Raw genomic sequence first — 24,879 nt, forward strand, 5'->3', positions numbered from 1 at the left:
GGACTTTACTCACTCTCTTTGGAGGGCTTGCCCTCAATGCCGAACTTTTCCATGCGCCGGTACAGCGCCTGACGGCTAAGGCCGAAGGACTTGGCCACCCGGGCTATTACCCCGCGATGCTCTGCGAGCGCCGCTTCAATCTCACTGCGATCGGGCTTGCTGTTGATTGACTCAGGAGTCGCTGCTGTAGCGGCAGTCGCCACAGACTCAGAAATCTGGGTGGACGCCGCAAACGCCGCCGGAGAGGTTGCGCCGGCGGCTGAATTGACGGGTGACACTGCCGTCAGACCGAAATCGGCAGCGCTCAGGGCCTCGGCCCGTGCCAGTATAGATGCGCGTTTACAGGCGTTTTCAAGCTCACGCACGTTGCCCGGCCAGTTGTGGGCCAGCAGCGCCGCCCTGGCCTGAGCATCCAGCTCGCGACCGCCGGTAAAGTGCGCCACTAGTGGTAATACATCGTCTTTGCGCTCCGCCAGTGGCGGCAACGCCAGTTCGACCACATTGAGACGGTAGAAAAGGTCTTCGCGGAAACGGCCGTCGATAATGTCCTGCCGCAGGTCCGCATTGGTGGCACTCAGCACCCGCACCTTACACTTGCGGGTTTGATGGCTGCCAAGGCGCTCAAATTCACCGGTTTGCAGCACCCGCAGCAACTTGATTTGGCCGGAGAGTGGCAGGTTGCCAATTTCATCCAGAAACAGGGTGCCGCCATCGGCGGCTTCAAAACGACCAATCCGCGCCTTGGTAGCACCGGTAAAGGCACCGGCCTCGGCGCCAAAAAGCTCAGCTTCCATCAGCTCTATCGGCAGCGCCCCCACATTCACCTTGATAAAGGGTTTATCTTTTAGCGGCGAGTTGGCGTGCAGTATATCAGCGAGGCGATCTTTTCCGGCGCCATTGGGGCCTGTGATAAGTACAGATACATCGGATTTGGCCAGCTGCAGCGCCAAATCGACACAGCGCTCCATCGCCGGGCTGCCAAACACCAGACCGCAGAGGTCGGCTTCATCAAATACCGCAGTACGCTCCGCCTTCTGGCGCTTAAGTTCACCATTTTCACGGGACAACTTATGCAGCGAAATCAGGTTGCCGATACTGGTGAGCAGCTTGGCATCGTCCCAGGGCTTGCCCTGATAATCGGCGGCGCCGGCTTTCATCAGCTCCACCGCCATTTCAAGCTCGGTCCAGGCGGTCAGCAAAATGATCGGAATGGATGGACATTCAGCGCGGATGGCATGGAACAGCTCGCGCCCTTCCTCACCACTGGTGGTATCGCGGGTGAAGTTCATGTCCTGGATCACCAGCGCAAATTCATGCTCGCCAATGGCCTTCAGCGCCGCTTCCGGGCTCTGCACACAATGGCTTTTATAGCCGTTCAGCTCGAGCATTAGCGAAAGCGCCTGACAAACATCCAGATTGTCGTCGACGATGAGTATCTTATCCATTTGATTCATTTTGAGTAATTTTGCTAAACCTTAACTTAAGGGCCCGCAATTTGCGAGCCCTCGTTCGACCAGCTTATACGCTTCGGGTGGCAATGGATGGGGAGATTGCCGCCGCCTTTCTGGCCGGGATAATCACCGCAACCGTCGTTACCAAAAACAGCAGCGCCACCGTCATCGCCGGATATTGCCAGGCCAGGGCATCCAGGCTGAAAAACGCCATCAGCTGACGGCTGAGCTCAAAAGCCAGCAGCGAGCCTATCAGAGCGCCAGCCCCCAGCAGCAGGTAGTTTTCGGTCAGGAACCAGCCCAGAATATTGCCACGGGTGGCTCCAAGCGCGCGGCGGGTGCCGATTTGCTTGGTGCGCCGCTCGATATTGAACATCACCATGCCCGACAGTCCCAGAGCGGTAATGCCCAGCAACAGCACTATCATGGCCCCGAGCACAAAGGCCATCATGGCGTGTTGCGCATAAGCCCGCTCGCGGTATTCGGCGATACTTCTGAAGGAAAACAGTACCCGGCGAGGGTCGTCCTTGTGCAGCGCTTCCTTAATGGCTTCCCTAAGATAAGAGTGATCCACCGCATCGGCGCGCACCACTATGGTGTTGAACTGCCCACCGCCATTCATATTGACGTTCACCATCACGCTGTTTTCAATGTCGTCGTTATTTACCCAGGCGCCCTGGAGTTTCTCAACCACACCGACAATAGTGAATACCTTACTGCCCTCATACACCCGCTTGCCAATGGGGCTTTCCTCACCAAAGGCTTCCTTGGCATAGGTCTTGGTAACCAGCACCTCGCGGGGCACTTCAGTATCATCCAGGCCCTGAGCGATACGACCGGGCAGGAAGTTGCGCCCCTCAATCAGCTTGAGACCAAAGGCATCCAGCAGGTATTCATCGCCCATATAAACCGCCATTCCGGGCAAACTTTTGGAGGTTTCAGGGTCGGGGCCATCATTAAAGCCCGACATCCAACCGCTGCTGCCAAGTGGCAGCATGTTGGCCGGTGCCGCAGCTTTCACCCCGGGCAGACCACGCAATATATCCATATCGCGCTGGCTGCGGGCCATTAAATCCATGCCCTCGCCATAGTTGTACAACTTGAAGGTAAGCACTTCTGATTCGGCGACACCGGAGGAGCGCTCCATCAGGCCCAGACGCTGATGAATGATAAAGGCCGCATTGGCCACTATGGCTACCGACAGGATAATTTGCAGCAGCAGCAGGATCGGCGCGCTGCGGCTTCGCAGCATGGCGCTCAAAATAGGTTTAATCGCAGTCATGGCCGCTCCTTATTGGCTCTTGAGATACACGCTGGGTTTGGTTCGACAAATCACCCATGCCGGATACATACCCGCCAACATGGCCGAACTGATGGCAATAGCGGGGGCAATAAACCAGATGCTGGGGTCAAGATTATCCATGCCATCCAGCAAAAACCTTTTGCTCAGATATTGCAAAGCCACCCAGGCCCACAGCAATCCCAGGGCGCCGCCCAAGGCGCCTATCATGCCCACTTCCACCATATGCTGAGCAAAGATATGGCCCTTGCTGGCACCAATGGCGCGGCGCACTCCGACTTCCGGCGCCCGCTTGAGGAACTTGCTCAGCATCAGGCCGAGAATATTCACCAGACACACCAGCAAAAACAGCAGGCTAAGACCAATCAGAATTTTGTTGTCTTCGGGAACAACCTTGTTGTCGATAAGGTGCTGGGCCACATCATTGAGCCTCACCCAGGAGGTACGACTCTTGTCGGTGAAGCGCCCCAGTTGCTGCTGGCTGTCAACGTAGCCATCAAGAAAGTTGCGGTAGTTTTCGCGCTCGGCCGGGGTATCGAGCTCGGCCCAGAACTGCACCCAGGTTTTTTCGGTGTTAAACAAACCGCCATCTTCATATTTCCAGCCACTGACATTGCCCCAGGGGTCATATTTTTCCTGCGCCAGCAACGAGAAGGGTACAAATAGCACTTCGGTCTCGTCTGTAGGGCCGTTGTGCAGATCATAGAACTTCGGCAGCACATGCCAGTCGTCAATCACCCCAACAATGCGAAAGGGCTTGTCGTTCAGGAACACCACCTCACCGACACTGTTACTGCCGTTAAACAGCCGGTCGTTGACTTTCTTGGCTATCACCACCACGTTGGCCGGTTCAGTATCCACACTGACATCCCAGGCGCCGCCAAACAGGAAAGGCACCGAGAACATGGCAAAGAAGTCGCGGTCGGTTACCCGCACATCTTCCAGCTTGGGCTCAATATCAGGATTCGACGAGGTCAACGCCAGCCCGGTGCGGATCATGGCCGCTTTGCGCGGCGCCGCATCTGACTTGCGCAGGTTCATGGCGTCCTGATAGGTCAGATTGACCACGAACTCATCCCAGGTGTCCGGTCCCTGGCTCCACAGGTTTACCGAATAGAGCTTATCGCTGCGATCCCCGGCGGGGTTGTTCGCCATCAGCTGATGCACATTGAGGGTCATGATGGTGATGCCAATGCCAATGGAGATGGCCATCACCATCAGCAACGACATCATCGGCGTCTTGCGGATAGAGCGCCAGGCGAGATCCAAATAATGACTGAACATAGCGCCCCCTTAACCGTTAACCACGGCGCGGCCGCTGAGGAAATCGCACACCTGACCATCGACAATCTGAATATTGCGCTCGGCGCGGCGGGCCAGCTCGCCATCGTGGGTCACCATAATGATGGTGGTGCCCTTGCGGTTAATATCTTCCAGCAGCTCCATCACCTGACGCGCCATCAGTGAGTCGAGATTCCCCGTGGGTTCATCCGCCAGCAGAAAACGCGGCTTACCGGCCAGCGCCCTGGCAATGGCCACCCGCTGCTGCTGACCACCGGAAAGCTGAGATGGCAGATGGCTTTGGCGCGCGGCCAGCCCCACCTGGGATAACGCCTCTTCCACCCGCCGTTTACGCTCGGCGCCATTAAAGCCGCGATAGCGCAGCGGCAGCTCGACGTTTTCGGCCAGATTCAAATCGGGGATAAGATTAAAGCCCTGAAAAATAAAACCAATCTTATGGTTTCTTACCTTGGCTGCGCCACTGTCGCTCAGGTTCGCCACATTCTCACCGTCGAGCCAATATTCGCCACCGGAAGCATTCTCCAGCAACCCGGCAATGTTCAGAAAGGTGGTTTTACCTGAGCCGGAAGGACCGGTCACCGCCACAAATTCCCCTTCATTCACCTGCAGGTTAAAGTCGCGCAGGGCGTGGGTTTCCACCAGATCGGTACGAAAGAGTTTGTTGATATTTTTCATGCTTAACATGGTGTTATTCCTTTTCTTTATGGCTTAACGCAGCAGCCAGAGTCCCAATTCGTTAAATTCAATCATCCCAACAGCCAGGGCCTGAATCAGCAGCGATATACCCAGCATCAGGCCACTCAGCGCAAAATCGGGGATCTGTTTAATCAGTCTGTAATTCATCAGTAAAGCCTTACCCGGTCGGCTTTTTTCAGCGTTTCTGCGCCGGAAATCACCCACTCATCACCTTCATTGGCCCCATCGATAATCTGCACATGGCTGACACTGCGGGCACCGAGCTTGATGGGAGTACGGCTGGCGCTGTCTCCTTCGACCCTGTACACCTGACCGGATGGGTCGGTAATAAAGCTGCCGCGGCGCACCATCAGCACATTTTCTAAATTTTCCAGCAGGATACGGGCTGACAGGCGCTGGTTTTGACGCAGCTTAAGCCCCTCGGCATCCTTAAAACGTACCCGGGTCAGTACCTGGCCGCCCTGCACTTCGGGCGAGATGGAGGACAGCACACCGGCCGCCTTGTCGCCGCCCAAATCCAGCTCCACTTCCATCCCCAGCCCCAGTTCATCGGCGTAGGATTCGGACACCGCCAGCTCGGCTTCAAAGGCGCTGAGATCCACCACTGTCAGGATTGCCTGACCACGGGCGAGGCGGGCCTTTTGTTCGGTAAGCCAGTTGCCGATGATGCCGTCCACCGGCGCCTTGATATCCAGCGCAGTCACCTGACGGCGCAGATCTTCCACCAGCAGCTGCTGACGCTTATGTTCCAACTGTTTGTTTTTAAGTTCGAAAGCCAAAGTGTCTCGCATCAGCGCCACTTCCTGCTCGGCATGGGCATAGTTGAGCTTGGCTTTTTTGAAATCGTCTTTGGTCTTTTCAAAGTCGATGCGACTGATAAGGTCTTTCTGGATCAGGATGTCGCCACGGCGGCTTTCGCGCTCGGCGGCTTCCAGCTCGACCCGGGCGGTGTCCAGCACCTGCTGGGCGCTGAGCTGCTGACGACGGGCATCGAGCATGGCGCGCTCCACATCACCGCTGAGGGCGTCGAGGCGGGCCTGCTCCTGAGCCAGGTTGCTGGTCAGCAGCGGACTGTCGATGACGGCAACACGCTGACCTTTTGTCACGGCATCGCCAGGGCGGGCTTCCAGGGTCACCATGCCTTCTTCGGGGGTGTAGAGAATGGGCGCATTGGCGGCGACAATCTTGCCATTGGCGATGATGTCCCGCACCAGGGTGCCGCGAGTCACAGTGGCGGTGACCAGGTCGCTGCGCTTGGCCGAATGGGCGGCGCCATCCACATTGCCCATGGCCCACACTGCGGCCACGGCGGCAAGCGCTACGCCGCCAAGCGTCCATACGAGGCGTTTATGTCGTTTCGGTGCCAGCACCTTGTCCTGTCCACTGGTGTCCCTGATCATCGCTTCCATCCCCGACCGGAGTGTCCGGTCATGTTATTTGTCTTTTGGATGCAGCTAACAATTCAAGTGACGTGCCAACTTTTAAAATATTTATTTTTCATACAGTTAAGCAATTCAACTTCAGCATTTCGCTGTCCGCGGACAAATGAAAGTGTCCGATCTAACTGAAAGTGTCCGCGTGCTGGAGGTGTCCGGACAGCCCGCGTACACCCTCGCCCTGGCGGCAGCTAAAAGCGACACGGCTTTGTGCGGGCAAAAAGTGAGGGCAAGAAAAGTGAAGGCAAAAAAAGTCAGGCCAAGAAAGTGAGGCCGAGAAAGTAATGCAGAGATAGTGAGGGATTAGGCTGGGGGGAAGCGGTAAAACTGCACAAAACGGATCAACGCCAGCAAGCACAAACAAGCACCACTGAATACAACAAAGCCGCCACTAAATACAACAAAGCCGCCACTTGGCATGCTTCATCAGCAAGGCAGTGGCGGCTATATTTCCAGAGCACGGCTATATCTCTAAAGCCTGAACGGCTCAGGGGTCAATGTCGATTAAAACGCCTGTGCCAACAGGGTAAAGCTGGCAATAATGCCCACAAACCAGAGGCTTGAGCGAAGCTTATCGGTATCGTAAAGGTAGGCCAGCTGATAACCAATACGGGCAACTACATGCACCACAGCGGCGATTTCTGCCGTTCCATTGACCTTGTCAGTGGCCAGTACCGCAAGCGTCGCCAAGCCAAAAATCAGCAAAGACTCAAAGGCATTCTGGTGAGCCGCCAGCGCCCGGGCACCAAAGCCTTCGAGCTTCGCCTGCTGGCTGCGGGGATGGTGGTTATCGTAGCCGCCCATCCTGGCCATGGCGACGGCCACAGGCCCCTTGGCCAGATAAGGCAGCAACATGGCAATCATGAGGCAGGTGAGCAAAATGGTCATAATCAGCTTCCCGATAGCAAATAGATGGACGAATATTCATTTGTGTTTTTGGGTATTTAGCCAGCTAATGGGGTGATACACAAGGGAGACTGAGATGGAAAAATTGCACGCCATTTTTATCCATGGCCTGGGGCGGACGCCGCTGTCGGGCTTGCCACTGCTGCTGACATTGCGGCGGGCCGGTATTCAGTGCCATGTTGTCGCATACCTTGCCGCCACCGAATCGGTCGAAAGCATTGCCGGGCGGCTTGCCCGAAAAATCAATGCATTGGGGCCTGATACGCCCTATGTACTTATCGGCCACTCCCTCGGCGGCGTGATAAGCCGCTACCTGCTGACAGGCCCTGCGCCGCCAGCCAATCTGCCACAAAAACTCTTTTTACTGGGCTCTCCGGTTAACCCGGCAAGACTGGCGATTGGCCTTAAACATCGCGCACTGTTCAGGCTATTCAGTGGCGATGCGGGTCAGCTACTTGGCAGCGGTGACAGAATGGCCGCCATAGGTGCACCCAGTGCGCTGTTGGGTGTTCCCTGCTGCGCCTTTGTCGGCATGAAGGGCATCAGTAACAAAGCCATAGCGCCCTTTTATGGCGAAAGTAACGATGGCGTGGTGGCATTCAGCGAAGTTACCGCCCCCTGGTTGACGCAGGACGACCGCTGTGAACTGGTGAAGGTGCCGCTGCCCCATACCCTGCTGCCCGCCAGCAGCGCCATCGGCAAGGCGATACTCTCGAGGCTTTAGTGGCAGGCTTTGGAAACCCACGGATATAAAAAAGCCCGGAACGGCCAACATGCTCAGATCCGGGCAAGGCAAATTGGTAAAACTCAAATTTTCGGAGGAATAAGCTTCTCAATATCCTGAGTTTTTTCACGATCAAGCGGCAGCCGCACAACCGTTTTGGCATCGAAATCGAGACTATTGAAATCCAGCTCACGCACCCGCCGGTTGTGCATGGTGTGATAGTGCATCACCAGATTTTTGGTGTCGTAAGCTGTGGTCCAGATGGTGGAGCTGCGCATGCCTTGCTGGTTCACTTCCCCACCGCCCTCGGCAGCCGTGCCCACGGTCAGGTTAAAGTTATCCAGCACCCTGAAAATCTCGTACAGGGTTTCGGGACCATCGGCGGTTTTGCGCGCCGAACTGGCGTAGGCCGCCGCACGCAGGAAACGCGATGGCGAGGTCAAATCGCCGGGCAAGCCATAGAGTCGCTCACCGGCACCGAATTTGATGGCCTTGATATCTTTGGCATGGCGATGCGGCAGCGGCTCATCCAGATTGACGTAGTTGAGCAGATTGTTCATGTGCCAATCGTAATTGGGGCCGTTGGTCACCACCCCCAGGGGTGCCTCATGCACCTTGGTTACCCCTTGGGTAAACTCCACCACAATCGCCTTGCCGCGACTGTCTGTCAGGAAAATATGTACCGGTGGCTCGCCGCCAATCGCCTCGACATGCACCCCCACCACGGCAATTTTTGCCAGCGCGGCACGCACCTCATCTGTGTTGGAGAAGTTGCTCAAGAGATAGGGCGCCAGCGCCAAAATCGGCACTGAATTGGCGGATTTTTTCGGATCATAATCGGCGTATTTGGCAAAGCCCTCGTGGTAGAACAGATTCGCCGTCAGGCCCTTTTCGTTCATACCATCGATCAGCAGGTCTTTATTCAGCGCATCGACACCGACAAAGCCAAATTTTGTCTGCCAGGATAAACCCTGTTTGCCATCCGGCAGCTCGGTATTGATTTGATAACCCCGCGGCACAATAGCGAGACGCGAATTCAAATCAAAGGTGCCCCACTCCTCGGTGCGGCCAAAAATCACGGCACCATCCTCGGCTATCAGAGTGACACCGGTACAGGCTGTGGCGCTTTGAATGGGGACTGAGGCGGCAAACACCACAGCAACTGCGGCGCACAGGGCCTTAAGCTGAGGTTTCCATTTGGCATGCAAAGCTTTACTCATAATCCATTCTCCGTATTAACACTCCAGCGCCAGCCGAGCGGTATGGCGTAAGATAACCATTTGACTTTACGGTGAATAAATCGCCAAGCCCAATAGTCTGAAAGTACGAAGCCACAGGAACAGTGACCTGGATTACAAAAAAGGCCGTGCCATCACCGACGAAGGATTGATGTGCTTGAGCGCCAACAGCCGCTGGCGCAATCGAAGGGTTCCGGGCAAAGACAAAGACACAGTGGCGCCGGTATCAGCCATGAAGCAGAATTTGGTTTAATGGCAACGGGATGCAACAATCAGTTGATGCAAAGCCAACGCAGGCTCAGATCCATGACCCGAACTAATCGGACGGCCCCACGATGACCCACTCAGCTTCCGCTCAAACCGATACCATTCCCGAGGTTTGGTTCAGTGCGCCTTCACTGCCGGAGCTTGGGTTTGAAATCATGCCCCTTGAGCACCTCTACCAGCGGGCACTGGCAGCGCCGGTTGACTTTGCCGCCCAGCCGCACCGGATCCAGTTTTACAATATGCTGCTGATTACCTCGGGCTCGGGCGAGCACTTCATTGATTTTCAGCGCTATCCGGTCAGCTCGGGCTCATTGGTGCTTATCAATCAGGGCCAGGTACACGCATTCGATACCCAAAACCGGCCACAGGGATTTTTGCTGCTGTTTACCAAAGCCTTTCTGGACGATGTGCTTAACCGCATCGACGTGCAACTGTTTGCGCCAAGCCAGTTTGTGATGAGCTATCAGCCCAGCTTTTGCCTGTCGAGCGACACCTGCCACGCCATGGAGCAGCTGATTGTTGCAGTGGTGTCCGAGTTTGGCCGACGCGCTCCCAATCCCACCTTTTTGAAGGTGCTGTTTGCGGCGCTGTTAACCAAGGCGAGCGAAGCAAGGCCCGAACTTAAGCACCATAAGCTGGCGCATCATCACGGCATACTGTTCGAGCGCTTTGTACATATGCTGCAAAAAGCGCTGACAAATACCAGCGCCGGGAATACCCCTCTAAGCGCCACCTCCGGCGCCCACCAATATGCCGAGAAACTGGGGACCAGCTATAAAACCCTTAACCTTATCTGCAAAGCGGCAACCGGTAAAACTGCCAAGCAACTGATTGATGAACATCGTATTTTGGAAGCGAAACTCAGGCTCAGAGTCGATACGTTACAGGTTCAGCAGTTGGCGGGCTTGCTTGGTTTTGATGAGCCAAGCAACTTCGTCAAATACTTTAAAAAGCATACTGGCATGACTCCGAATCAGTTCAGGCATACGGAATAAGGTTCGATTTTTACCATTTTCACTCCGGTTCTGACCTGCATTGCTGCCGCCAAAGCGGCGATGCTATCCCCCTGTCGAAATCACCGGGTCAACACCATGAAAATCTCATCCATCGCCACTTTGTTTGCTGCCATGATTTTGGGCGGCAGCGCTATTGCGGCACCCCAGGGGGAATCCACCATGCCTCTATCCAACCATGAAAAAGCCGTTGCCCTGCTGAACGCCATTGAAACTGGCGACCAGCATGCCGTGGGCTATATCAACGCCCAGAGTTACACCCAACACAACCTGGCGGTAGCCGATGGCGTGGCGGGTTTTACTGCCCTGCTGGCACAATTGCCCCCAGGCAGTGCCCGGGTAAATGTGGTGCGAGCCTTCGAGGATGGTGACTTTGTTTTTACCCACACCGACTACGACTTTTTCGGCCCCGAAGTCGGCTTCGATCTGTTCCGCTTTGAAAATGGCAAAATTGTCGAACACTGGGACAACCTGGCACAGAAAACGGCGCCAAACCCCAGCGGCCGCACCCAACTTGATGGTCCAACCGCCGCCACCTCCCTGAAGCTGACTGCAGCCAACAAAGCCCTGGTGGCTCAGTTTGTCGAGCAGGTGCTGGTGCAAGGTCATTACGACCAGCTGGACCAGTTTATCGAGGGTGAAAATTACCATCAGCACAACAGCATGATTGCCGATGGACTCTCAGGCCTTGCCAATGCCATTGAGGCCATGCAGGCGCAGGGCGTCACCATGAGTTATTCCAAGGTGCACAAGGTACTGGGAGAAGGGAATTTCGTGCTGACCATCAGCGAAGGCGACTTTGCCGGTAAGCCAACTTCTTACTACGATTTATTCCGGGTTGAAGAGAACAAAATTGTCGAGCACTGGGACGTGATTGAGCAGATCCCACCAAGCTCAGAATGGAAAAACGCCAACGGCAAGTTTGGCAACCTGTAATCCGAACCTGGCAGCGGACCGCCAAGAATGGTTCGCTGCTTTGACTGACAACAGCAAGGCAACAGATAACGCCATGAATACCAGCACCCTTAACGCCACGACTGCGCCCGTGCTTTTTATCCCCCATGGTGGTGGGCCCTTGCCACTGCTTGGCGATCCGGGGCATCAGGAATTGGTGGCCTTTCTCAAAGCCCTGCCCGCCAGTTTGCCTAAGCCTGACGCCATCCTGGTGATAAGCGCCCATTGGGAAGAAAGCCAGCCGACGATTACCGGCGCCGAGCAGCCCGGACTGATTTATGACTACTACGGCTTTGCGCCTGAGAGCTATCAGATACGTTATCCGGCTCCGGGCCAGCCGGTGCTGGCGCGGCGGATAAAGGGGCTGCTGGCAGAAGCTGGTATAGCGGCTCATATTGATAATGAGCGCGGCTTTGACCATGGCATGTTTGTGCCGCTGGCCTTGATGTACCCAGAGGCCAATATTCCCTGCGTGCAGCTGTCACTGGTGAAAGGGCTAAGCCCTGCGCAGCACATCGCCATCGGCAAGGCACTCGCAGCGCTGAAAAACGACAATGTGCTTATTCTTGGTTCGGGCTTTTCATTCCACAACCTGCGTGAGTTTCGAAATGGCGCCACCCAAGACCTGCTGAATCTCGCCTTCGAAGACTGGCTTGCCGGTTGCCTGCTGGACACAAATACCGATGCGGCCGCCAAAGCATCGGCGCTTATCCACTGGCAGCAAGCCCCGGGGGCGCTGCATTGCCATCCCAGAGAAGAGCATCTGTTACCGCTGCATCTGTGTTTCGGCGCCGCAGGCGATGCCCCCGCCCGTCAAATCTTCGATGGCCATATTCTTGGCAAGAAGAGCTCCGGCTGGCAGTGGTGACTGATGGCTGGCAGTGGTAACTGATGATTGACGAAGCTAATCCACTGCATGAAAACAAAAAGGCGACCTGCGGGTCGCCTTTTTGTTTGATTAATGACCTAGCTTGAGGAGCGACTATCAGCGCGCCTTATCCAGCGCTCCGCAGAGTGCTTCCACACCATCTATGGCTCTGGGGCCAGCGCGGTGCAGCAGGTCGGCATTAAGCTCATAAATCTGCCCTTTGGCTACCGCCGGGATTTCAGGCCAGCGGCTCCAGTCGATGCCATTGACGTTACCTTCGTCCTGGCTTCGTAAAATAACCTCCGGCTTTTTCAGCAGCACCGACTCCACACTCACCTGGGGATAATCACCGCTGGCATCCAAAAACAGATTCTCACCGTTGCAAACATCAATGATTTGCTCAATCCAGCTGCCCTTGCCTACGGTCATCAGCGGCTGAGACCACAGCTGATAAAAGAGTCGAACCTTGGGTTTGCTGCGATTGGCAAGCCGCAGCGCCGCCAGATCGGCGCGGTAATCCGCCGCCACAGTGCGAGCCTTGCCCTGAGTGCCGGTGAGTTCGCCCAGCGTCAGCAGTTCCTGGGCCACCGCATCCAGGGTTTTGGGATTGCTGGCAAACAGCTTAAAGCCGAATTTTTTCAGCATTTCAATGTCTTCAGCGCGATTGCCACCATCCCATGTCACTATCAAATCCGGCTTGAGCTCCAACACCCGCTCCATCTGAATACCGTAGTAGCCGCCAATGCGCGGGATAAGCTTGGCCTGCTCCGGGTAGTCGGCATGATCCGTAGTAGCCACTATGCGATCGCCGGCGCCAATGGCGTACAGCATCTCCACCGCATGGGGCGACAAGGCGATGATCCGTTCGGCGTCCGCCTGGGAATACAGGGGAATAAAGGCAAACAGAAGTGCTAATTTAGACAGGATTTTCAACATCTTTTCCTTGTTGGAACCGCTCCGTAGTCGAGGCCAGACTATATCCCAAACCCGGCTTGGGGCAAAGCCCGACCAGGGGATAACGTCGGCTTTCCTTGCCCTTTGAGCCCGCGAAATTTAAAATCTGCCCACCCTCACAGCAGAAGATACCCCTATGACCCAAATTAGCCTCACCCGCCCTGATGACTGGCACATTCACCTGCGCGATGGCGACTCCCTTGCCGATACAGTGCGCGACGCCGGTCGTTACATGGGCCGTGCCATTGTGATGCCCAATCTGGTGCCACCGGTGACCACCACCGAGGCCGCCATTGCCTACTACGAGCGCATCAAGGCCCACAGCACCACCGCTTTCGAGCCACTGATGGTGCTCTACCTCACCGACAAAACCAGCCCGGACGAAATCCGCGCCGCCAAGGCATCCGGCAAAGTGGTGGCAGCCAAGCTTTACCCAGCCGGTGCCACCACCAACTCTGATTCCGGCGTAACCGATGTTGACAACATCCGTGACGTGCTCAAGACCATGGAAGAAGAAGGCCTGCTGCTGTTGGTTCACGGTGAAGTTACTGATTCTGCTATTGATATTTTCGACCGTGAGCGCATCTTTATCGAAAACATCCTCGCCAAAGTGGTCGCCGACTTCCCCGGCCTCAAGATTGTGCTTGAGCACATCACCACCAAGGATGCTGTGGATTTCGTGATGTCAGCCGGTGACAACGTGGCCGCCACCATCACCGCCCATCACCTGCTGTATAACCGCAATCACATGCTGGCAGGTGGCATTCGTCCGCACTTCTACTGCCTGCCCATTCTGAAGCGCAACACCCACCAGCAAGCGCTGCTGGCTGCCGCCACCAGTGGCAGCAAGAAGTTTTTCCTCGGTACCGACTCTGCGCCCCACGCCAAGGATAAAAAAGAAGCCTCCTGTGGCTGCGCCGGTTCTTACACCGCCCATGCCGCGCTGGAGCTGTATGCCGAAGCCTTTGAGGCCGAAGGTGCACTGGACAAGCTGGAAGCCTTTGCCAGCTTCAATGGCCCTGACTTCTACGGTCTGCCACGCAACACCGACAGCGTGACCCTGGTGAAAAGCCCCTGGCAGGTGCCGGAATCTTACCCGCTGGGCGGCGGCACTGTGGTGCCAATCCGCGCCGGTGAAACCATCGGCTGGAAAGTCGAATAAGGGTGAATAATCCGCTAAAGCCGCCTCCGGGCGGCTTTATTTTTGGCAAATGTGAGGCAACACAGGAATTAACTCACAATCCGGCAGCAAATGTATGCCGGGGTCAGCTAAGGTTCAGCTCGGTCTGCTAATCTGCCGTCGATCGAATTCGGCAGCACATCCTCCCCCGCACGCTGTCCACATGAGCGAGGTACATCATGAGACTGATCCTGACTGCGATACTTTCCTTAAGCCTGCTTGGCGCTTGCACCAGCAAGCCGGTACACGATCTGGACGATCAGCTGGTGCCCGTTGCCGTGACCGGCAACCGCCTGAGTCTGGACTCGGTGGAGCGCGGCATCCTGGATGCCAGCCGCAAGCGAGGCTGGATTGCCCGGGTAGTCGAGCCAGGTCTGATTGAGGCACAAATTTCGGTGCGCAGCCACGGCGCCAATGTGCTTATCCCCTTCAGCGAAGACAGCTACTCCATTCACTACAAAGACAGTGAAAACCTCGACTTTGATGATGGCAGCATTCACCGCAACTACAACAAGTGGGTGAACAACCTCTCGAAAACCATTCGTCAGGAGCTGCTGCAAAAGAGCCGTCAGCTCTAAGCAGCGCTCATCCAGGCACTGAGGTGGCCGGGCGATAAAAAAGGAAGCCATAGGCTTCCTTTTTCAGTCTGAGCACTGTGGTTTAGCTGTTGTCAGCGCCGTCTTCGCTGTCCTGAACCACTTCAGTCACCACTTTTTGTACCAGCTTCACCCGGCCGCTTTTCACCAGCGCATCCCGCAGCACATATTCAATCTGGGCATTGAGACTGCGAAGCTCATCGTCCGACCAACGCTGCATGGCTGCCAGTACATCGCTGCTTATCCGCAAGGGGTAGGCTTTCTTACTCATAGGCGCCTCAGTACAGGCTGCCGGCATTGACCACAGGCTGGGTGCTCTTGTCGCCGCACAGCACCACCAGCAGATTGCTGACCATCACCGCCTTGCGCTCTTCATCCAGCTCCACCACGTTCTGGGCCTTGAGGCGCTCCAGTGCCATTTCCACCATGCCCACGGCACCTTCAACAATTTTGGCGCGGGCAGCGATAATCGCGGTGGCCTGCTGGCGCTGCAGCATGGCGCTGGCAATCTCCTGGGCATAGGCCAGGTGGCTGATGCGTGCCTCATGCACAGTCACACCGGCGCGGCCGAGGCGGTCCTGAATTTCCTGCTTCAGCTTGTCCGCAATTTCCTGCGGATGGCTTCGCAGCGCCACTTCGCTCTCATCCTGTGGGTCGTAAGCATAGCTGCTGGCCATGTTGCGCAGCGCCGCTTCACTCTGGATGGACACATAGCTTTCGTAATCATCCACTTCGAACACAGCTTCGGCGCTGTCGGTCACAGACCAAACCACAATGGTGGCAATCTCAATCGGGTTGCCCAGGTTGTCGTTGACCTTGATTTTGGCACTCTCGAAGTTACGGATCCGCAGCGAGATAGTGCGCTTGGCAAATAACGGGATAGTCCACTGCAAACCGGTCGCACGCACCGACCCCACGTAGCTGCCAAACAGCGTCAGCACCTTGGCCTGATTGGGCTGCACCATAAAGAACCCCGGCCAGCACAGGCCTGTCAGCACATTGCCGAGGATCCCAAGCGGCTCATAACCACTCACAATCACAAACAAAAAGCACAGGTGCAATGCCACCAATACCGTAAACACCAGATAACCGTTGATTGAAAATCCGCGTTTTTCCTGGATCATAACCCACTCCTTATTGATATCACTTTGATATCAAGTTAGCAGAAGAGAACAAAAGATCAACAGCTTTTGACATAAAATGTCGAAATAGGATTCCCGCATCTGCAGATAACTTGCATTTATCACTTTATTTCAATGCCTTGACGTTACCCTTGCCGAAAGCTTGTTGCAGGCTATTTCCCGCTTCGGCTCATCAGAGGGAATACCGCACAAGACTGAGACACCGCAGTCGCCTGGCGCGGGCGTTGTGGCCGTTTACGGAAGGGTTGGCTGCGGATTCAGGCATAAAAAAACCGGCCAGATGGCCGGTTTTTCAATTCCCAGAGAATTACTGCGCTTGTGGGCGCATGGCTGGGAACAGGATCACGTCACGGATGGTGTGAGTGTTGGTAAACAGCATCACCAGACGGTCGATACCAATACCCTGACCGGCAGTTGGTGGCAGGCCGTGCTCCAGTGCGGTGATGAAGTCAGCATCGTAGAACATGGCTTCGTCGTCACCTGCATCCTTGGCTTCTACCTGCGCCTTGAAGCGGTTGTCCTGATCTTCGGCGTCGTTAAGCTCGCTGAAACCGTTGGCTACTTCACGGCCGCCGATGAAGAACTCGAAGCGGTCGGTGATAAAGTCGTTACCATCGCTGCGACGGGCCAGCGGAGAAATATCTGCTGGATAGCCGGTGATGAAGGTAGGCTGCATCAGCTTAGGCTCGGCGGTTTCACCGAAGATTTCTTCCAACAGCTGTCCGCAGCTCCAGAAGGTTTCGGTTTCGATGCCCACGTCCTTGGCAAGCTTACGCATGAAGTCGATGTTCTTCACTTCTTCGTAGGTCATGGCCTGGATGGTGGCGTTGTCCGGGTTGTAGTGCTTGATGGCTTCGAGCATGCTCATACGGGTGTATGGGCCGCCGAAATCAATCACATGCTCACCGTAAGGCAGCTTGGTGTCACCCAGCAGATCCTTGGCGATGCTGGACAGCATCTCTTCGGTCAGATCGATAAGATCCTTGTAGTCGGCGTAGGCCATATAGAATTCCATCATGGTGAATTCTGGGTTATGGCGTGGCGACAGACCTTCGTTACGGAAGTTACGGTTAATTTCGAACACGCGCTCGAAACCGCCCACAACCAGACGCTTCAGGTACAGTTCCGGGGCAATACGCAGGTACATGTCGATGTCCAGCGCATTGTGATGAGTGATAAACGGACGGGCAGAAGCGCCGCCTGGGATCACGTGCATCATTGGGGTTTCAACTTCCATGAACTCTTTTTTGATCATGAAGTTACGGATAGCAGAAACCACTTTTGAACGCATCTTGAAGGCTTCGCGTGAGTCTTCGTTAACGATAAGGTCAACGTAGCGCTGGCGGTAGCGGGTTTCCTGGTCGGTCAGACCGTGGAATTTCTCAGGCAGCGGACGCAGCGCCTTGGTCAAAAGCTCGTAGCGCTCCATGTTCACATAGAGGTCGCCCTTGCCGGACAGGTGCAGAGTACCTTCCACGCCGATGATGTCACCAATGTCCAGACCCACGTAACGATCTTTCAGATCGGCCTGAACTGACTTCTCGGCATAGGCCTGGATGCGACCTGATACGTCCTGGATCACCAGGAAAGGACCACGCTTGGCCATGATGCGGCCGGCGATAGCAGTCTGGAAACCCAGGGCTTCCAGTTCTTCTTTGGACTTGTCGCCAAACTCGGCCTGAAGCTCAGCGGCCTTGTGTTTACGGCGGAAGGTGTTCGGGTGACCATTGGCTGGGCACTGTTTGCGAACGTGTTCCAACTTGGCACGACGCTCGGCAATCAGCTTGTTCTCATCTTGAATGTGTTCAGTCATCGTCTCTTCTCGCAGTAATTACAGCCCGGATTTAAGGCTGGCTTCAATAAACTTGTCCAGGTCGCCGTCCAGCACCGATTGGGTGTTGCGGGTCTCGACGCCGGTACGCAGATCCTTGATGCGGGAGTCGTCCAGAACGTAAGAACGGATCTGGCTGCCCCAACCGATGTCAGACTTGGCGTCTTCGGCGGCTTGCTTTTCGGCATTCTGCTTCTGCAGCTCCAGCTCATAGAGCTTGGCTTTCAGCTGCTTCATCGCGGTGTCTTTGTTCTTGTGCTGAGAACGGTCGTTTTGGCATTGCACCACAGTATTGGTGGGCAAGTGCGTGATACGTACCGCAGATTCAGTTCGGTTTACGTGCTGACCACCGGCACCCGAGGCGCGGTATACGTCGATACGCAGGTCGGCCGGATTGATGTCGATTTCGATATCGTCTTCAATTTCCGGATACACAAACACAGAACAGAAGGAGGTATGGCGACGGCCACTGGAGTCGAATGGCGACTTACGCACCAGACGATGAACGCCGGTTTCGGTACGCAGCCAACCGTAGGCATACTCACCGGTAAACTTGATGGTGGCACTCTTGATGCCCGCCACATCCCCTTCTGACACTTCAATCAGCTCAGGTTTAAAATCGTGGGCTTCGCCCCAGCGCAGGTACATACGCAGTACGATTTCGGCCCAATCCTGTGCCTCAGTACCGCCGGAACCTGACTGAATATCCAGGTAGCAATCAGAACTGTCGTGTGGGCCGGAGAACATACGACGGAACTCCAGATCCGCAAGGCGCTGCTCAAGCTCTTCCAGCTCGGCCTTGGCATCTTCGAAGGTTTCTTCGTCTTCTTCCTCAACAGCCAGTTCCAGCAGGCCCTCAACGTCTTCCAGACCTGAGTCCAGAGAATCTATGGTGCCTACAACATTTTCGAGGCTGGAACGCTCTTTACCCAGCGCCTGTGCGCGTTCAGGTTCGTTCCAGACATCTGAGCTTTCCAGCTCACGGGTGACTTCTTCCAGACGCTCTTTTTTGGCGTCGTAGTCAAAGATACCCCCTAAGGAGCGAGGTGCGGTCAGCAAGCTCCTTAATTTTGAATTTAACCGGATTGATTTCAAACATGGTGATTCAACTTAAATCGATTGGATTAACAGAAAAAATAAACGGCGTATTCTATCAAACTGGCGCTTTGGTTGCCAGTTGCCGCCCGTGGTTTCGCCCGGTCTTTTTGGCGATATTTTATTCTGGCTGAAGCGGGGTAAATTTTCCGTTTCTCTGCGGTATCAAGCCGGTTCACATGGCAGCTGTCGGGCCCAGCGGTAGCAGGCTTCAAGGCGAAAAACCACAGCGGATCAGGTGCTAAGTTTTTTATTGGCTGCCGTGGCGGCTCATCTGCGCCTGTCTATACTTGGGACATGGAAGACAAAGTACCCAGCTGCTGCTATCACGAAGATGAGGGATTTTCATGCAGTGAGCCCGCAGGCCCCAGCGGCCTGTGCTACTGGCACGACCCCCGCATCACCAAAGATGGCCCGGACGACAAAGCCAAACTGGAAGCATACGCCCGCAAGGGTGGCATGCTCAGAGGCATACATCTCAAACGGGCCAACCTCGAAGGCATCGACCTGGTTCGCCACCACAGCAAAACCGGCTACGACATGAGCCATGCCGAACTGTATCGCGCCAATTTGCAGGGCGCGCACATGTTCAACCTAAACCTTGAAAATGCCAGTTTGATGAAAGCCGACCTGCGCGATGCCAACGTGCACTGCGCCAATCTGCTGAACACCAATCTGCTGGGCATCAAGTGGAACGGCACCAAAATCGAAAACATCAACACCGGCAAACTCATCAAACAGGAGCGGATGGCGCTGGAAGCCGAAAAGGTCGGAGAGGCCGAAATTGCCCAGGACTACTTTGAGCAAGCCGAAGAGATTTACCGCGACCTGCGCAAAGCCGCCGAGCGCGAGGGCTTGTTTGTCATGGCGGGGCATTTTATTCAAAAAGAGCTGACCATGCGTCGCCATCAATTGCCCAAGTTCTCAAGGGCGCGGATGATTTCAAAAATGATTGATGTCTTCTGCGGTTATGGCGAATCGCCGATGCGGGTTATCGGTTTCTCCATGGTACTGATTCTGATTTGCGCCGTTTGCTATTTTTTCACCGGACTGAGCTACAGCGGCAATATTCATGTTTTCCGCACAGAAAACACATTTATGATGAATTTTTACTTATTTTTTAACTGCATATATTACTCAGTTGTCACCTTTACCACCCTGGGGTACGGCGACTTCACCCCCATTGGCTTCTCGCGATTAATCGCCGCAATTGAAGCCTTTACCGGTAGTTTTACCATAGCCCTGTTCGTGGTTGTATTTGTGAAGAAAATGACCCGTTAAATACATCCTGCAAATCAAGGCGCTCAAAATCCAAGGCTGACAACCGCAGCGCCGGATATGGGCGCAAACCAAGCTCCGCATACATGTAAAAAAGGCGCCATCAGGCGCCTTTTCATTGCTAAAACTCACACCTTAAACTGCCCGACCAGGGTTGCAAGCTGCACGCCTTCGCTGGACACCCGCTGGCTGACGGCGCTGGCATCCTGGCTTGAGTCGAGCAGCGCGTTAACAATTTCCTGAATCGCATACACGTTGCGGTTGATCTCTTCGGTCACAGAGCTTTGCTCGGTGGCTGCGGTGGCAATTTGGGTGCTCATATCATTGATGGCGGTTACGGCGCTGGTGACCGAGCCGAGGCTGTCGGAGATGGCCCGGGAGGCATCGACTGAGCGCTGGCAGCTTTGCTGACTTTCATCCATGGTTTTCACCGCGGCCGAGACCAGCTTGTGCAAGTCGGTCAGCATTTCATTGATTTCCAGGGTGCTGGCCTGGGTACGGCTGGCCAGGTTACGCACCTCATCGGCCACCACCGCAAAGCCCCTGCCCTGCTCACCGGCGCGGGCGGCCTCAATGGCGGCGTTCAGCGCCAGCAGGTTGGTCTGTTCGGCAATACCGCCAATCACCGATAGCACAGAGTTGATTTTCTGCGACTGTTCGCTGAGGGATTTGATGTTGGCAGCGGCATCGTCCACCTGTGCCATCAGGGTGGAAATCTCGGTCAGCGAGGTATCCACGCAGGACTGAGCCCGGGCCACATCGTCGGTGGCGGCATGGGTCGCCTCGGCCACCTGGGTGGTATTTTGCGCCACTTCCGCAGCGGTGGAAGACATCTCAGTGATGGCGGTAACCACCTGATCGGTTTCGTTATTGTGGTTTCGAAGCTGCGACGCCATCGCGGAGGTTTGCCGGTCAATGTCCACTGCGGCCTGTTTCACCCGGCCTGTGGTATCGGCCACATCGCGGATGATCCGCTGCAACTTGTCCACAAACAGGTTAAAGGCGTTGCCAAGTTCGGCAATTTCATCCGAGCCTTTCACTTTGAGGCGCGCGGTTAAATCCCCCTCGCCTTTGGCAATGTCGTTGAGGCTGTCTACCATGGTGCGAATGGGCACCACCATGCGATTGGAGGCCACCACAATGGCGGTAAAGGTCACCAGGGTTAACACCACCGACATGATAAAAATGCCCAGCGCCTTTTCTCGCATCGCCTTTTCGGCGCTGCTGGCATAAGCGTTCACCACGGCATTCACATCATCGAGATAGACCCCAGTACCCACCAGCCAATTTTTGCCGGGAATGGGCGCGGCATAACCGATTTTTTCAACCAGCCCCTCCACTCCGGGCTTGGCATGAAAATAGGTGAAGTAGCCACCGCCGCGTTTGGCCGCATCAATCAACCCCACCACGATTTTGTTGCCCTGGGGGTCAGTCATGCCAATCTGATCTGTTCCTTCCTGGGACGGCTTGGTGGCATGGAAAAGGCTGATGCCGTTGTAGTCGTAAATGAAGAAATACCCCGCCGTGCCAAAACGTTGTACCCGCAGGGACTCATTCACATTACCGGCATCCCCAAGCTTGAGCTGATAATCGATGGTGGCCAGGGCGATTTCGGTGGCCTCTTTGAGCTGCTGTTTACGCTCATTCACCAGCTTGTCGCGAAACAGCCCCACCGCATCGGTGAGCGCTGCGCTCTCAAGGCGCCAGGAATAGGCCATCACGGCAGTTAGAATGATAACCAGCGGCAACAAAGCCAGCAGTAACAGCTTGTTTCGTAAACTTAAGTTAGACATGGATATCAACATCTTCTGCTCCCCGCTCAGTTGGGTTCAGTCAGTATTCTGTGCCATGCAAAAAGTATAGTCGTCACCCATGAGACTGACAGCTGACAACACTCTCACCGAAGCTGATTGCATGTAAAAACTGCTTCACAGCCGCAGAGGTTCAGGGAAAAACGCTGGAAACTGTCGCGAGTTAACGAGACAAGCCAGTGCGCTTCGGCGCCAACCAGGAGAAATGGGCGAGAAATGGAAGAAAAGAGTAACGGGGCAGGCAACAGAAAGGCGTAAAGCGGCCTTTGCAGACAAGCCCGCAGCTAACCAAGGCTGCAGTCAGTTTCTGAAGAAGTCCAGCAGATGAGAAACCGCCGCCAGCAGGTGCGCTATCAGGGCGATAAAAAATGCCAACCCCAGATCCTTGTGCCAGCCACGCCAGACAAGGGCTTCGCTGCTGCCTTCGGTTAGAAACCAGCCCAGGCCGGTAACAGCTGTGGCCACCAGCAGCAAGGCACAAATGCCCTCAAGCAGACTGAAAAGCCCATTGCCACCGCCCTTGGGCAGCTTACCTTTAGCCAGCCCTTTAAGATCACTGATAAGCCCGGAGGGCTCAAATAGAGGAAAAAATTGCTTTGCCCGCCCGCCACTTAGGCAGTAACACAACAGCAGAATCGATAGCGGTACCAGCAGCAGCCCAAGGTAGACATGGGTCAGGTCCCACACGCTGGCGTTTTCACGCAGCCGCCGACCCATCAGCAAAAAAGGCGAGCTGCCAAGCACCAGCACAGTGGGCAGTAACACCAACAGATGCAGGCGCGGGGCAAGCCATTGCCATAGTTTTTGCGGGGCGGTTAAGGGCATAGTTTCTCCATGGTGGCCACTTCACGGGCGAAGCTATCAACCTTGCGCCAGTCTGTGTATTCCACCTTGGTCTCGGGGTCGGTAGGCCCCTTGGTTAACCACATGATAAATCGAATGATGTTTCTATCCATGGCGCTGTAGCCACGGTAATCCAGGTTGCCGCCAAACACTTCCAAAAGCTCAGGCCGCCAGGGCGACTTGCCGAGGAAATCCTGCATATACGGATTGGTGGCAGCGGTGTTTTTGGCCGGCTTGCGGGCGACCAAACTGACCGAGAAAAAGGCGCCGGCCTTGGATTTCAGCGCCTCGAGGTTTTTCTCAATATAGCCGTACACGGCGCTGTTGTGCTTGCCATGGCGGATGCTGGCGCCCAGCACCACTTTATCGTAGTGGGACAGCGGCGGCGCTTCACACAAAGGCACCAGGGTCACGTCATCGCCCTGTTTGCGGATCACCTCGGCCATGCGCTCACAGATCTTGCGGGTCTGACCGTGAACGGTGGAAAAAAGGATCAGCGTTTTGCTCACGTTGCACCTGTTAAATTGCTTTGGACTCAGAGGCATGATAGGTCAATCGCAGCGAATTTTTATTGAATTGGATCACGCCCTCCGGGGCTTGTTGAGCTTGATGGTGATAAATTCCGCCAGCCTCACAATTATCGCCATATATCGCCAACGCCAGGGTGCTGCGCTGTCATCTTCGGCAAACTTGTATACGAATTGGCACCGGCTGGTTTAACATGCATAACCACTTATTTTCATTGGTAACACCATGCTTTCCACCGCCGAAGGACCCAAAGCAAAACAACTGCTGTTGTGGATGACGTTTATTATGTCCATGGTGTTTGCCGTATGGCAGGCGCTGCTGAACAACTTTGTGATTGAGCGGGCAAACTTTACCGGCGCCGAAATCGGTATGCTGCAAAGCCTGCGGGAAGTGCCGGGCTTTCTCGCCTTCACCGCCATCTTCGTGCTTATCATGCTTCGCGAGCAATCCTTTGCGCTTATATCACTGTTTGTGATGAGCCTGGGGGTAGCCATTACCGGCTTTTTGCCCTCGGTTATGGGGCTGTACTTCACCACTGTGCTGATGTCTGTGGGGTTTCACTACTACGAAACCTTGAATCAGTCGCTTACCCTGCAATGGGTGGATAAAGACGAAACCGCCGGTTTTATGGGTAAGGCGTTGTCGTGGAAGGCCGCTGCAGCACTCGGGGGATACGGCAGCATCTGGCTGCTGATGACAGTATTCAAACTCGATTATGTGTGGATGTACGCCTTTGTGGGCGGCATGGGCTGCCTGATGACGCTGGCGCTGTGGCTCTACTTCCCCAAATTCGATACCGGCGACAGCCAGCATAAGCGGGTTATTTTGCGCCGCCGTTATTGGCTCTATTACCTGCTGACCTTCTTCTCCGGCGCCAGACGGCAAATCTTTGTGGTGTTCGCAGGCTTTATGATGGTGGAAAAATTCCACTACAGCGTCAGTGAAATCACGGCCCTGTTCCTGATTAACTACGTGATTAACCTGCTGTTTGCCCCGGCTATTGGCCGCCTGATTGGCCGCATCGGCGAGCGAAATGCCCTGTGTATTGAATACCTTGGCTTAATTGCGGTGTTTGTCAGTTACGCCCTGGTGGAAAATGCCCACTTCGCCGCAGCCCTGTATGTGATTGACCACCTGCTGTTTGCCATGGCCATCGCCATGAAAACCTATTTCCAGAAGATTGCCGACCGGGCCGACATTGCCGCCAGCATGTCGGTCAGCTTTACTATCAATCACATAGCGGCGGTGGTGATCCCTGTGCTGCTGGGCTATTTGTGGCTGCAATCCAACGCCGCCGTGTTCTACATAGGTGCCGCCATGGCGGTGTGTTCACTGCTGCTGTCGCTTAATGTGCCAAGGCATCCGGCGCCGGGCAAAGAAGTGCTGCTGTTTGGCGACAAATCCTCGTCAGCGCAGCTAAACTAGGTCAAAGCAAAAAATTAAGGCATGTAAATCAGAGGCGTAAC

General features: G+C 55.2%; 24 protein-coding genes. 8 read left to right on the forward strand and 16 right to left on the reverse strand.

Annotated elements, in window-relative coordinates; all coding sequences use genetic code 11:
* Positions 1-5 precede the first annotated feature (5 nt).
* The 7 genes from STH12_RS13625 to STH12_RS13650 all read right to left on the reverse strand — a co-directional run bounded on the left by STH12_RS13625 (position 6) and on the right by STH12_RS13650 (position 7,073).
* Positions 6-1,445, reverse strand: a complete 1,440-nt coding sequence (locus STH12_RS13625) for a sigma-54-dependent transcriptional regulator (RefSeq protein WP_126168041.1) — start codon at positions 1,443-1,445, stop codon at positions 6-8.
* 73 nt (positions 1,446-1,518) lie between these two features.
* Entirely contained in the window at positions 1,519-2,733 is a 1,215-nt protein-coding gene (locus STH12_RS13630) for an FtsX-like permease family protein (protein ID WP_126168042.1), read from the reverse strand.
* Positions 2,734-2,742: 9 nt separating this feature from the next.
* Positions 2,743-4,035, reverse strand: coding sequence for an ABC transporter permease (locus STH12_RS13635; protein WP_126168043.1), 1,293 nt, complete (start codon positions 4,033-4,035; stop codon positions 2,743-2,745).
* Between the two features lie 9 nt (positions 4,036-4,044).
* Entirely contained in the window at positions 4,045-4,737 is a 693-nt protein-coding gene (locus STH12_RS13640; RefSeq protein WP_126168044.1) for an ABC transporter ATP-binding protein, read from the reverse strand.
* Positions 4,738-4,761: 24 nt separating this feature from the next.
* Positions 4,762-4,896, reverse strand: a complete 135-nt coding sequence (locus STH12_RS21730) for a hypothetical protein (RefSeq protein ID WP_257791720.1) — start codon at positions 4,894-4,896, stop codon at positions 4,762-4,764.
* Entirely contained in the window at positions 4,896-6,149 is a 1,254-nt protein-coding gene (locus STH12_RS13645) for an efflux RND transporter periplasmic adaptor subunit (protein WP_126168045.1), read from the reverse strand. The genes STH12_RS21730 and STH12_RS13645 overlap by 1 nt, the downstream gene beginning before the upstream one ends.
* A 540-nt stretch (positions 6,150-6,689) precedes the next feature.
* Positions 6,690-7,073 carry an MAPEG family protein gene (locus STH12_RS13650; protein WP_126168046.1) on the reverse strand — a complete coding sequence of 128 codons (384 nt, stop codon included), beginning with the start codon at positions 7,071-7,073 and terminating at the stop codon, positions 6,690-6,692.
* A gap of 94 nt (positions 7,074-7,167) precedes the next feature.
* Between STH12_RS13650 and STH12_RS13655 the strand changes: the two genes are divergently transcribed.
* Positions 7,168-7,815, forward strand: a complete 648-nt coding sequence (locus tag STH12_RS13655; RefSeq protein WP_126168047.1) for an esterase/lipase family protein — start codon at positions 7,168-7,170, stop codon at positions 7,813-7,815.
* 83 nt (positions 7,816-7,898) lie between these two features.
* Here STH12_RS13655 and STH12_RS13660 read toward each other — a convergent pair whose 3' ends face one another.
* Positions 7,899-9,035 (reverse strand): linear amide C-N hydrolase, encoded by a 1,137-nt coding sequence (locus STH12_RS13660; RefSeq protein WP_126168048.1) that lies wholly within the window; start codon positions 9,033-9,035, stop codon positions 7,899-7,901.
* 353 nt (positions 9,036-9,388) lie between these two features.
* Here STH12_RS13660 and STH12_RS13665 point away from each other — a divergent pair, with 353 nt between their 5' ends.
* The 3 genes from STH12_RS13665 to STH12_RS13675 all read left to right on the forward strand — a co-directional run bounded on the left by STH12_RS13665 (position 9,389) and on the right by STH12_RS13675 (position 12,155).
* Positions 9,389-10,315 (forward strand): AraC family transcriptional regulator, encoded by a 927-nt coding sequence (locus tag STH12_RS13665; protein WP_126168049.1) that lies wholly within the window; start codon positions 9,389-9,391, stop codon positions 10,313-10,315.
* Between the two features lie 96 nt (positions 10,316-10,411).
* Positions 10,412-11,269, forward strand: a complete 858-nt coding sequence (locus STH12_RS13670) for a nuclear transport factor 2 family protein (protein ID WP_126168050.1) — start codon at positions 10,412-10,414, stop codon at positions 11,267-11,269.
* A 73-nt stretch (positions 11,270-11,342) separates the two neighbouring features.
* On the forward strand, positions 11,343-12,155 hold the full coding sequence (locus STH12_RS13675) for a DODA-type extradiol aromatic ring-opening family dioxygenase (RefSeq protein ID WP_126168051.1): 813 nt from the start codon (positions 11,343-11,345) through the stop codon (positions 12,153-12,155).
* Between the two features lie 117 nt (positions 12,156-12,272).
* Here STH12_RS13675 and STH12_RS13680 read toward each other — a convergent pair whose 3' ends face one another.
* Complete coding sequence (locus STH12_RS13680) at positions 12,273-13,091, reverse strand: cobalamin-binding protein (RefSeq protein WP_126168052.1); 819 nt, start codon at positions 13,089-13,091, stop codon at positions 12,273-12,275.
* Positions 13,092-13,245: 154 nt separating this feature from the next.
* Here STH12_RS13680 and pyrC point away from each other — a divergent pair, with 154 nt between their 5' ends.
* Together pyrC and STH12_RS13690 are read left to right on the forward strand one after the other, a co-directional pair.
* Positions 13,246-14,271 carry a dihydroorotase gene (gene pyrC / locus STH12_RS13685; RefSeq protein WP_126168053.1) on the forward strand — a complete coding sequence of 342 codons (1,026 nt, stop codon included), beginning with the start codon at positions 13,246-13,248 and terminating at the stop codon, positions 14,269-14,271.
* A gap of 197 nt (positions 14,272-14,468) precedes the next feature.
* Complete coding sequence (locus tag STH12_RS13690) at positions 14,469-14,867, forward strand: hypothetical protein (RefSeq protein ID WP_126168054.1); 399 nt, start codon at positions 14,469-14,471, stop codon at positions 14,865-14,867.
* A gap of 82 nt (positions 14,868-14,949) precedes the next feature.
* Here STH12_RS13690 and STH12_RS13695 read toward each other — a convergent pair whose 3' ends face one another.
* The 4 genes from STH12_RS13695 to prfB all read right to left on the reverse strand — a co-directional run bounded on the left by STH12_RS13695 (position 14,950) and on the right by prfB (position 18,957).
* Positions 14,950-15,156: a type II toxin-antitoxin system antitoxin gene (locus tag STH12_RS13695; protein WP_126168055.1), complete on the reverse strand. Its 207-nt coding sequence runs from the start codon at positions 15,154-15,156 to the stop codon at positions 14,950-14,952.
* 7 nt (positions 15,157-15,163) lie between these two features.
* Entirely contained in the window at positions 15,164-16,006 is an 843-nt protein-coding gene (locus STH12_RS13700; RefSeq protein WP_126169526.1) for an SPFH domain-containing protein, read from the reverse strand.
* A 328-nt stretch (positions 16,007-16,334) separates the two neighbouring features.
* The gene (gene lysS, locus STH12_RS13705) at positions 16,335-17,840 is read right to left on the reverse strand and encodes a lysine--tRNA ligase (protein WP_126168056.1); all 1,506 of its coding nucleotides are present in this window, start codon (positions 17,838-17,840) and stop codon (positions 16,335-16,337) included.
* Between the two features lie 18 nt (positions 17,841-17,858).
* Positions 17,859-18,957 (reverse strand): peptide chain release factor 2 gene (prfB, locus tag STH12_RS13710; protein WP_164551211.1). Its coding sequence is split into 2 segments (ribosomal slippage): positions 17,859-18,881 and positions 18,883-18,957, totalling 1,098 coding nucleotides; the frame shifts between segments, so codons are not numbered across the junction.
* 293 nt (positions 18,958-19,250) lie between these two features.
* On the opposite strand from prfB, the gene STH12_RS13715 reads away from it, so the two are divergent.
* A complete protein-coding gene (locus STH12_RS13715; RefSeq protein ID WP_126168058.1) occupies positions 19,251-20,234 on the forward strand; it encodes an ion channel in 984 nt (327 codons plus the stop codon).
* 125 nt (positions 20,235-20,359) lie between these two features.
* Here STH12_RS13715 and STH12_RS13720 read toward each other — a convergent pair whose 3' ends face one another.
* The 3 genes from STH12_RS13720 to hemG all read right to left on the reverse strand — a co-directional run bounded on the left by STH12_RS13720 (position 20,360) and on the right by hemG (position 23,394).
* Positions 20,360-22,024 carry a methyl-accepting chemotaxis protein gene (locus tag STH12_RS13720; protein WP_126169527.1) on the reverse strand — a complete coding sequence of 555 codons (1,665 nt, stop codon included), beginning with the start codon at positions 22,022-22,024 and terminating at the stop codon, positions 20,360-20,362.
* A gap of 318 nt (positions 22,025-22,342) precedes the next feature.
* Positions 22,343-22,867: a cytochrome b/b6 domain-containing protein gene (locus tag STH12_RS13725; RefSeq protein WP_126168059.1), complete on the reverse strand. Its 525-nt coding sequence runs from the start codon at positions 22,865-22,867 to the stop codon at positions 22,343-22,345.
* Positions 22,858-23,394: a menaquinone-dependent protoporphyrinogen IX dehydrogenase gene (gene hemG, locus STH12_RS13730; protein ID WP_126168060.1), complete on the reverse strand. Its 537-nt coding sequence runs from the start codon at positions 23,392-23,394 to the stop codon at positions 22,858-22,860. Before hemG ends, STH12_RS13725 begins: the two co-directional genes overlap by 10 nt.
* Before the next feature lie 244 nt (positions 23,395-23,638).
* Between hemG and STH12_RS13735 the strand changes: the two genes are divergently transcribed.
* The gene (locus tag STH12_RS13735) at positions 23,639-24,838 is read left to right on the forward strand and encodes an MFS transporter (RefSeq protein WP_126168061.1); all 1,200 of its coding nucleotides are present in this window, start codon (positions 23,639-23,641) and stop codon (positions 24,836-24,838) included.
* Positions 24,839-24,879 lie beyond the last annotated feature (41 nt).

The sequence above is a fragment of the Shewanella khirikhana genome (genome assembly GCF_003957745.1).
Classification (GTDB): Bacteria; Pseudomonadota; Gammaproteobacteria; order Enterobacterales; family Shewanellaceae; genus Shewanella; species Shewanella khirikhana.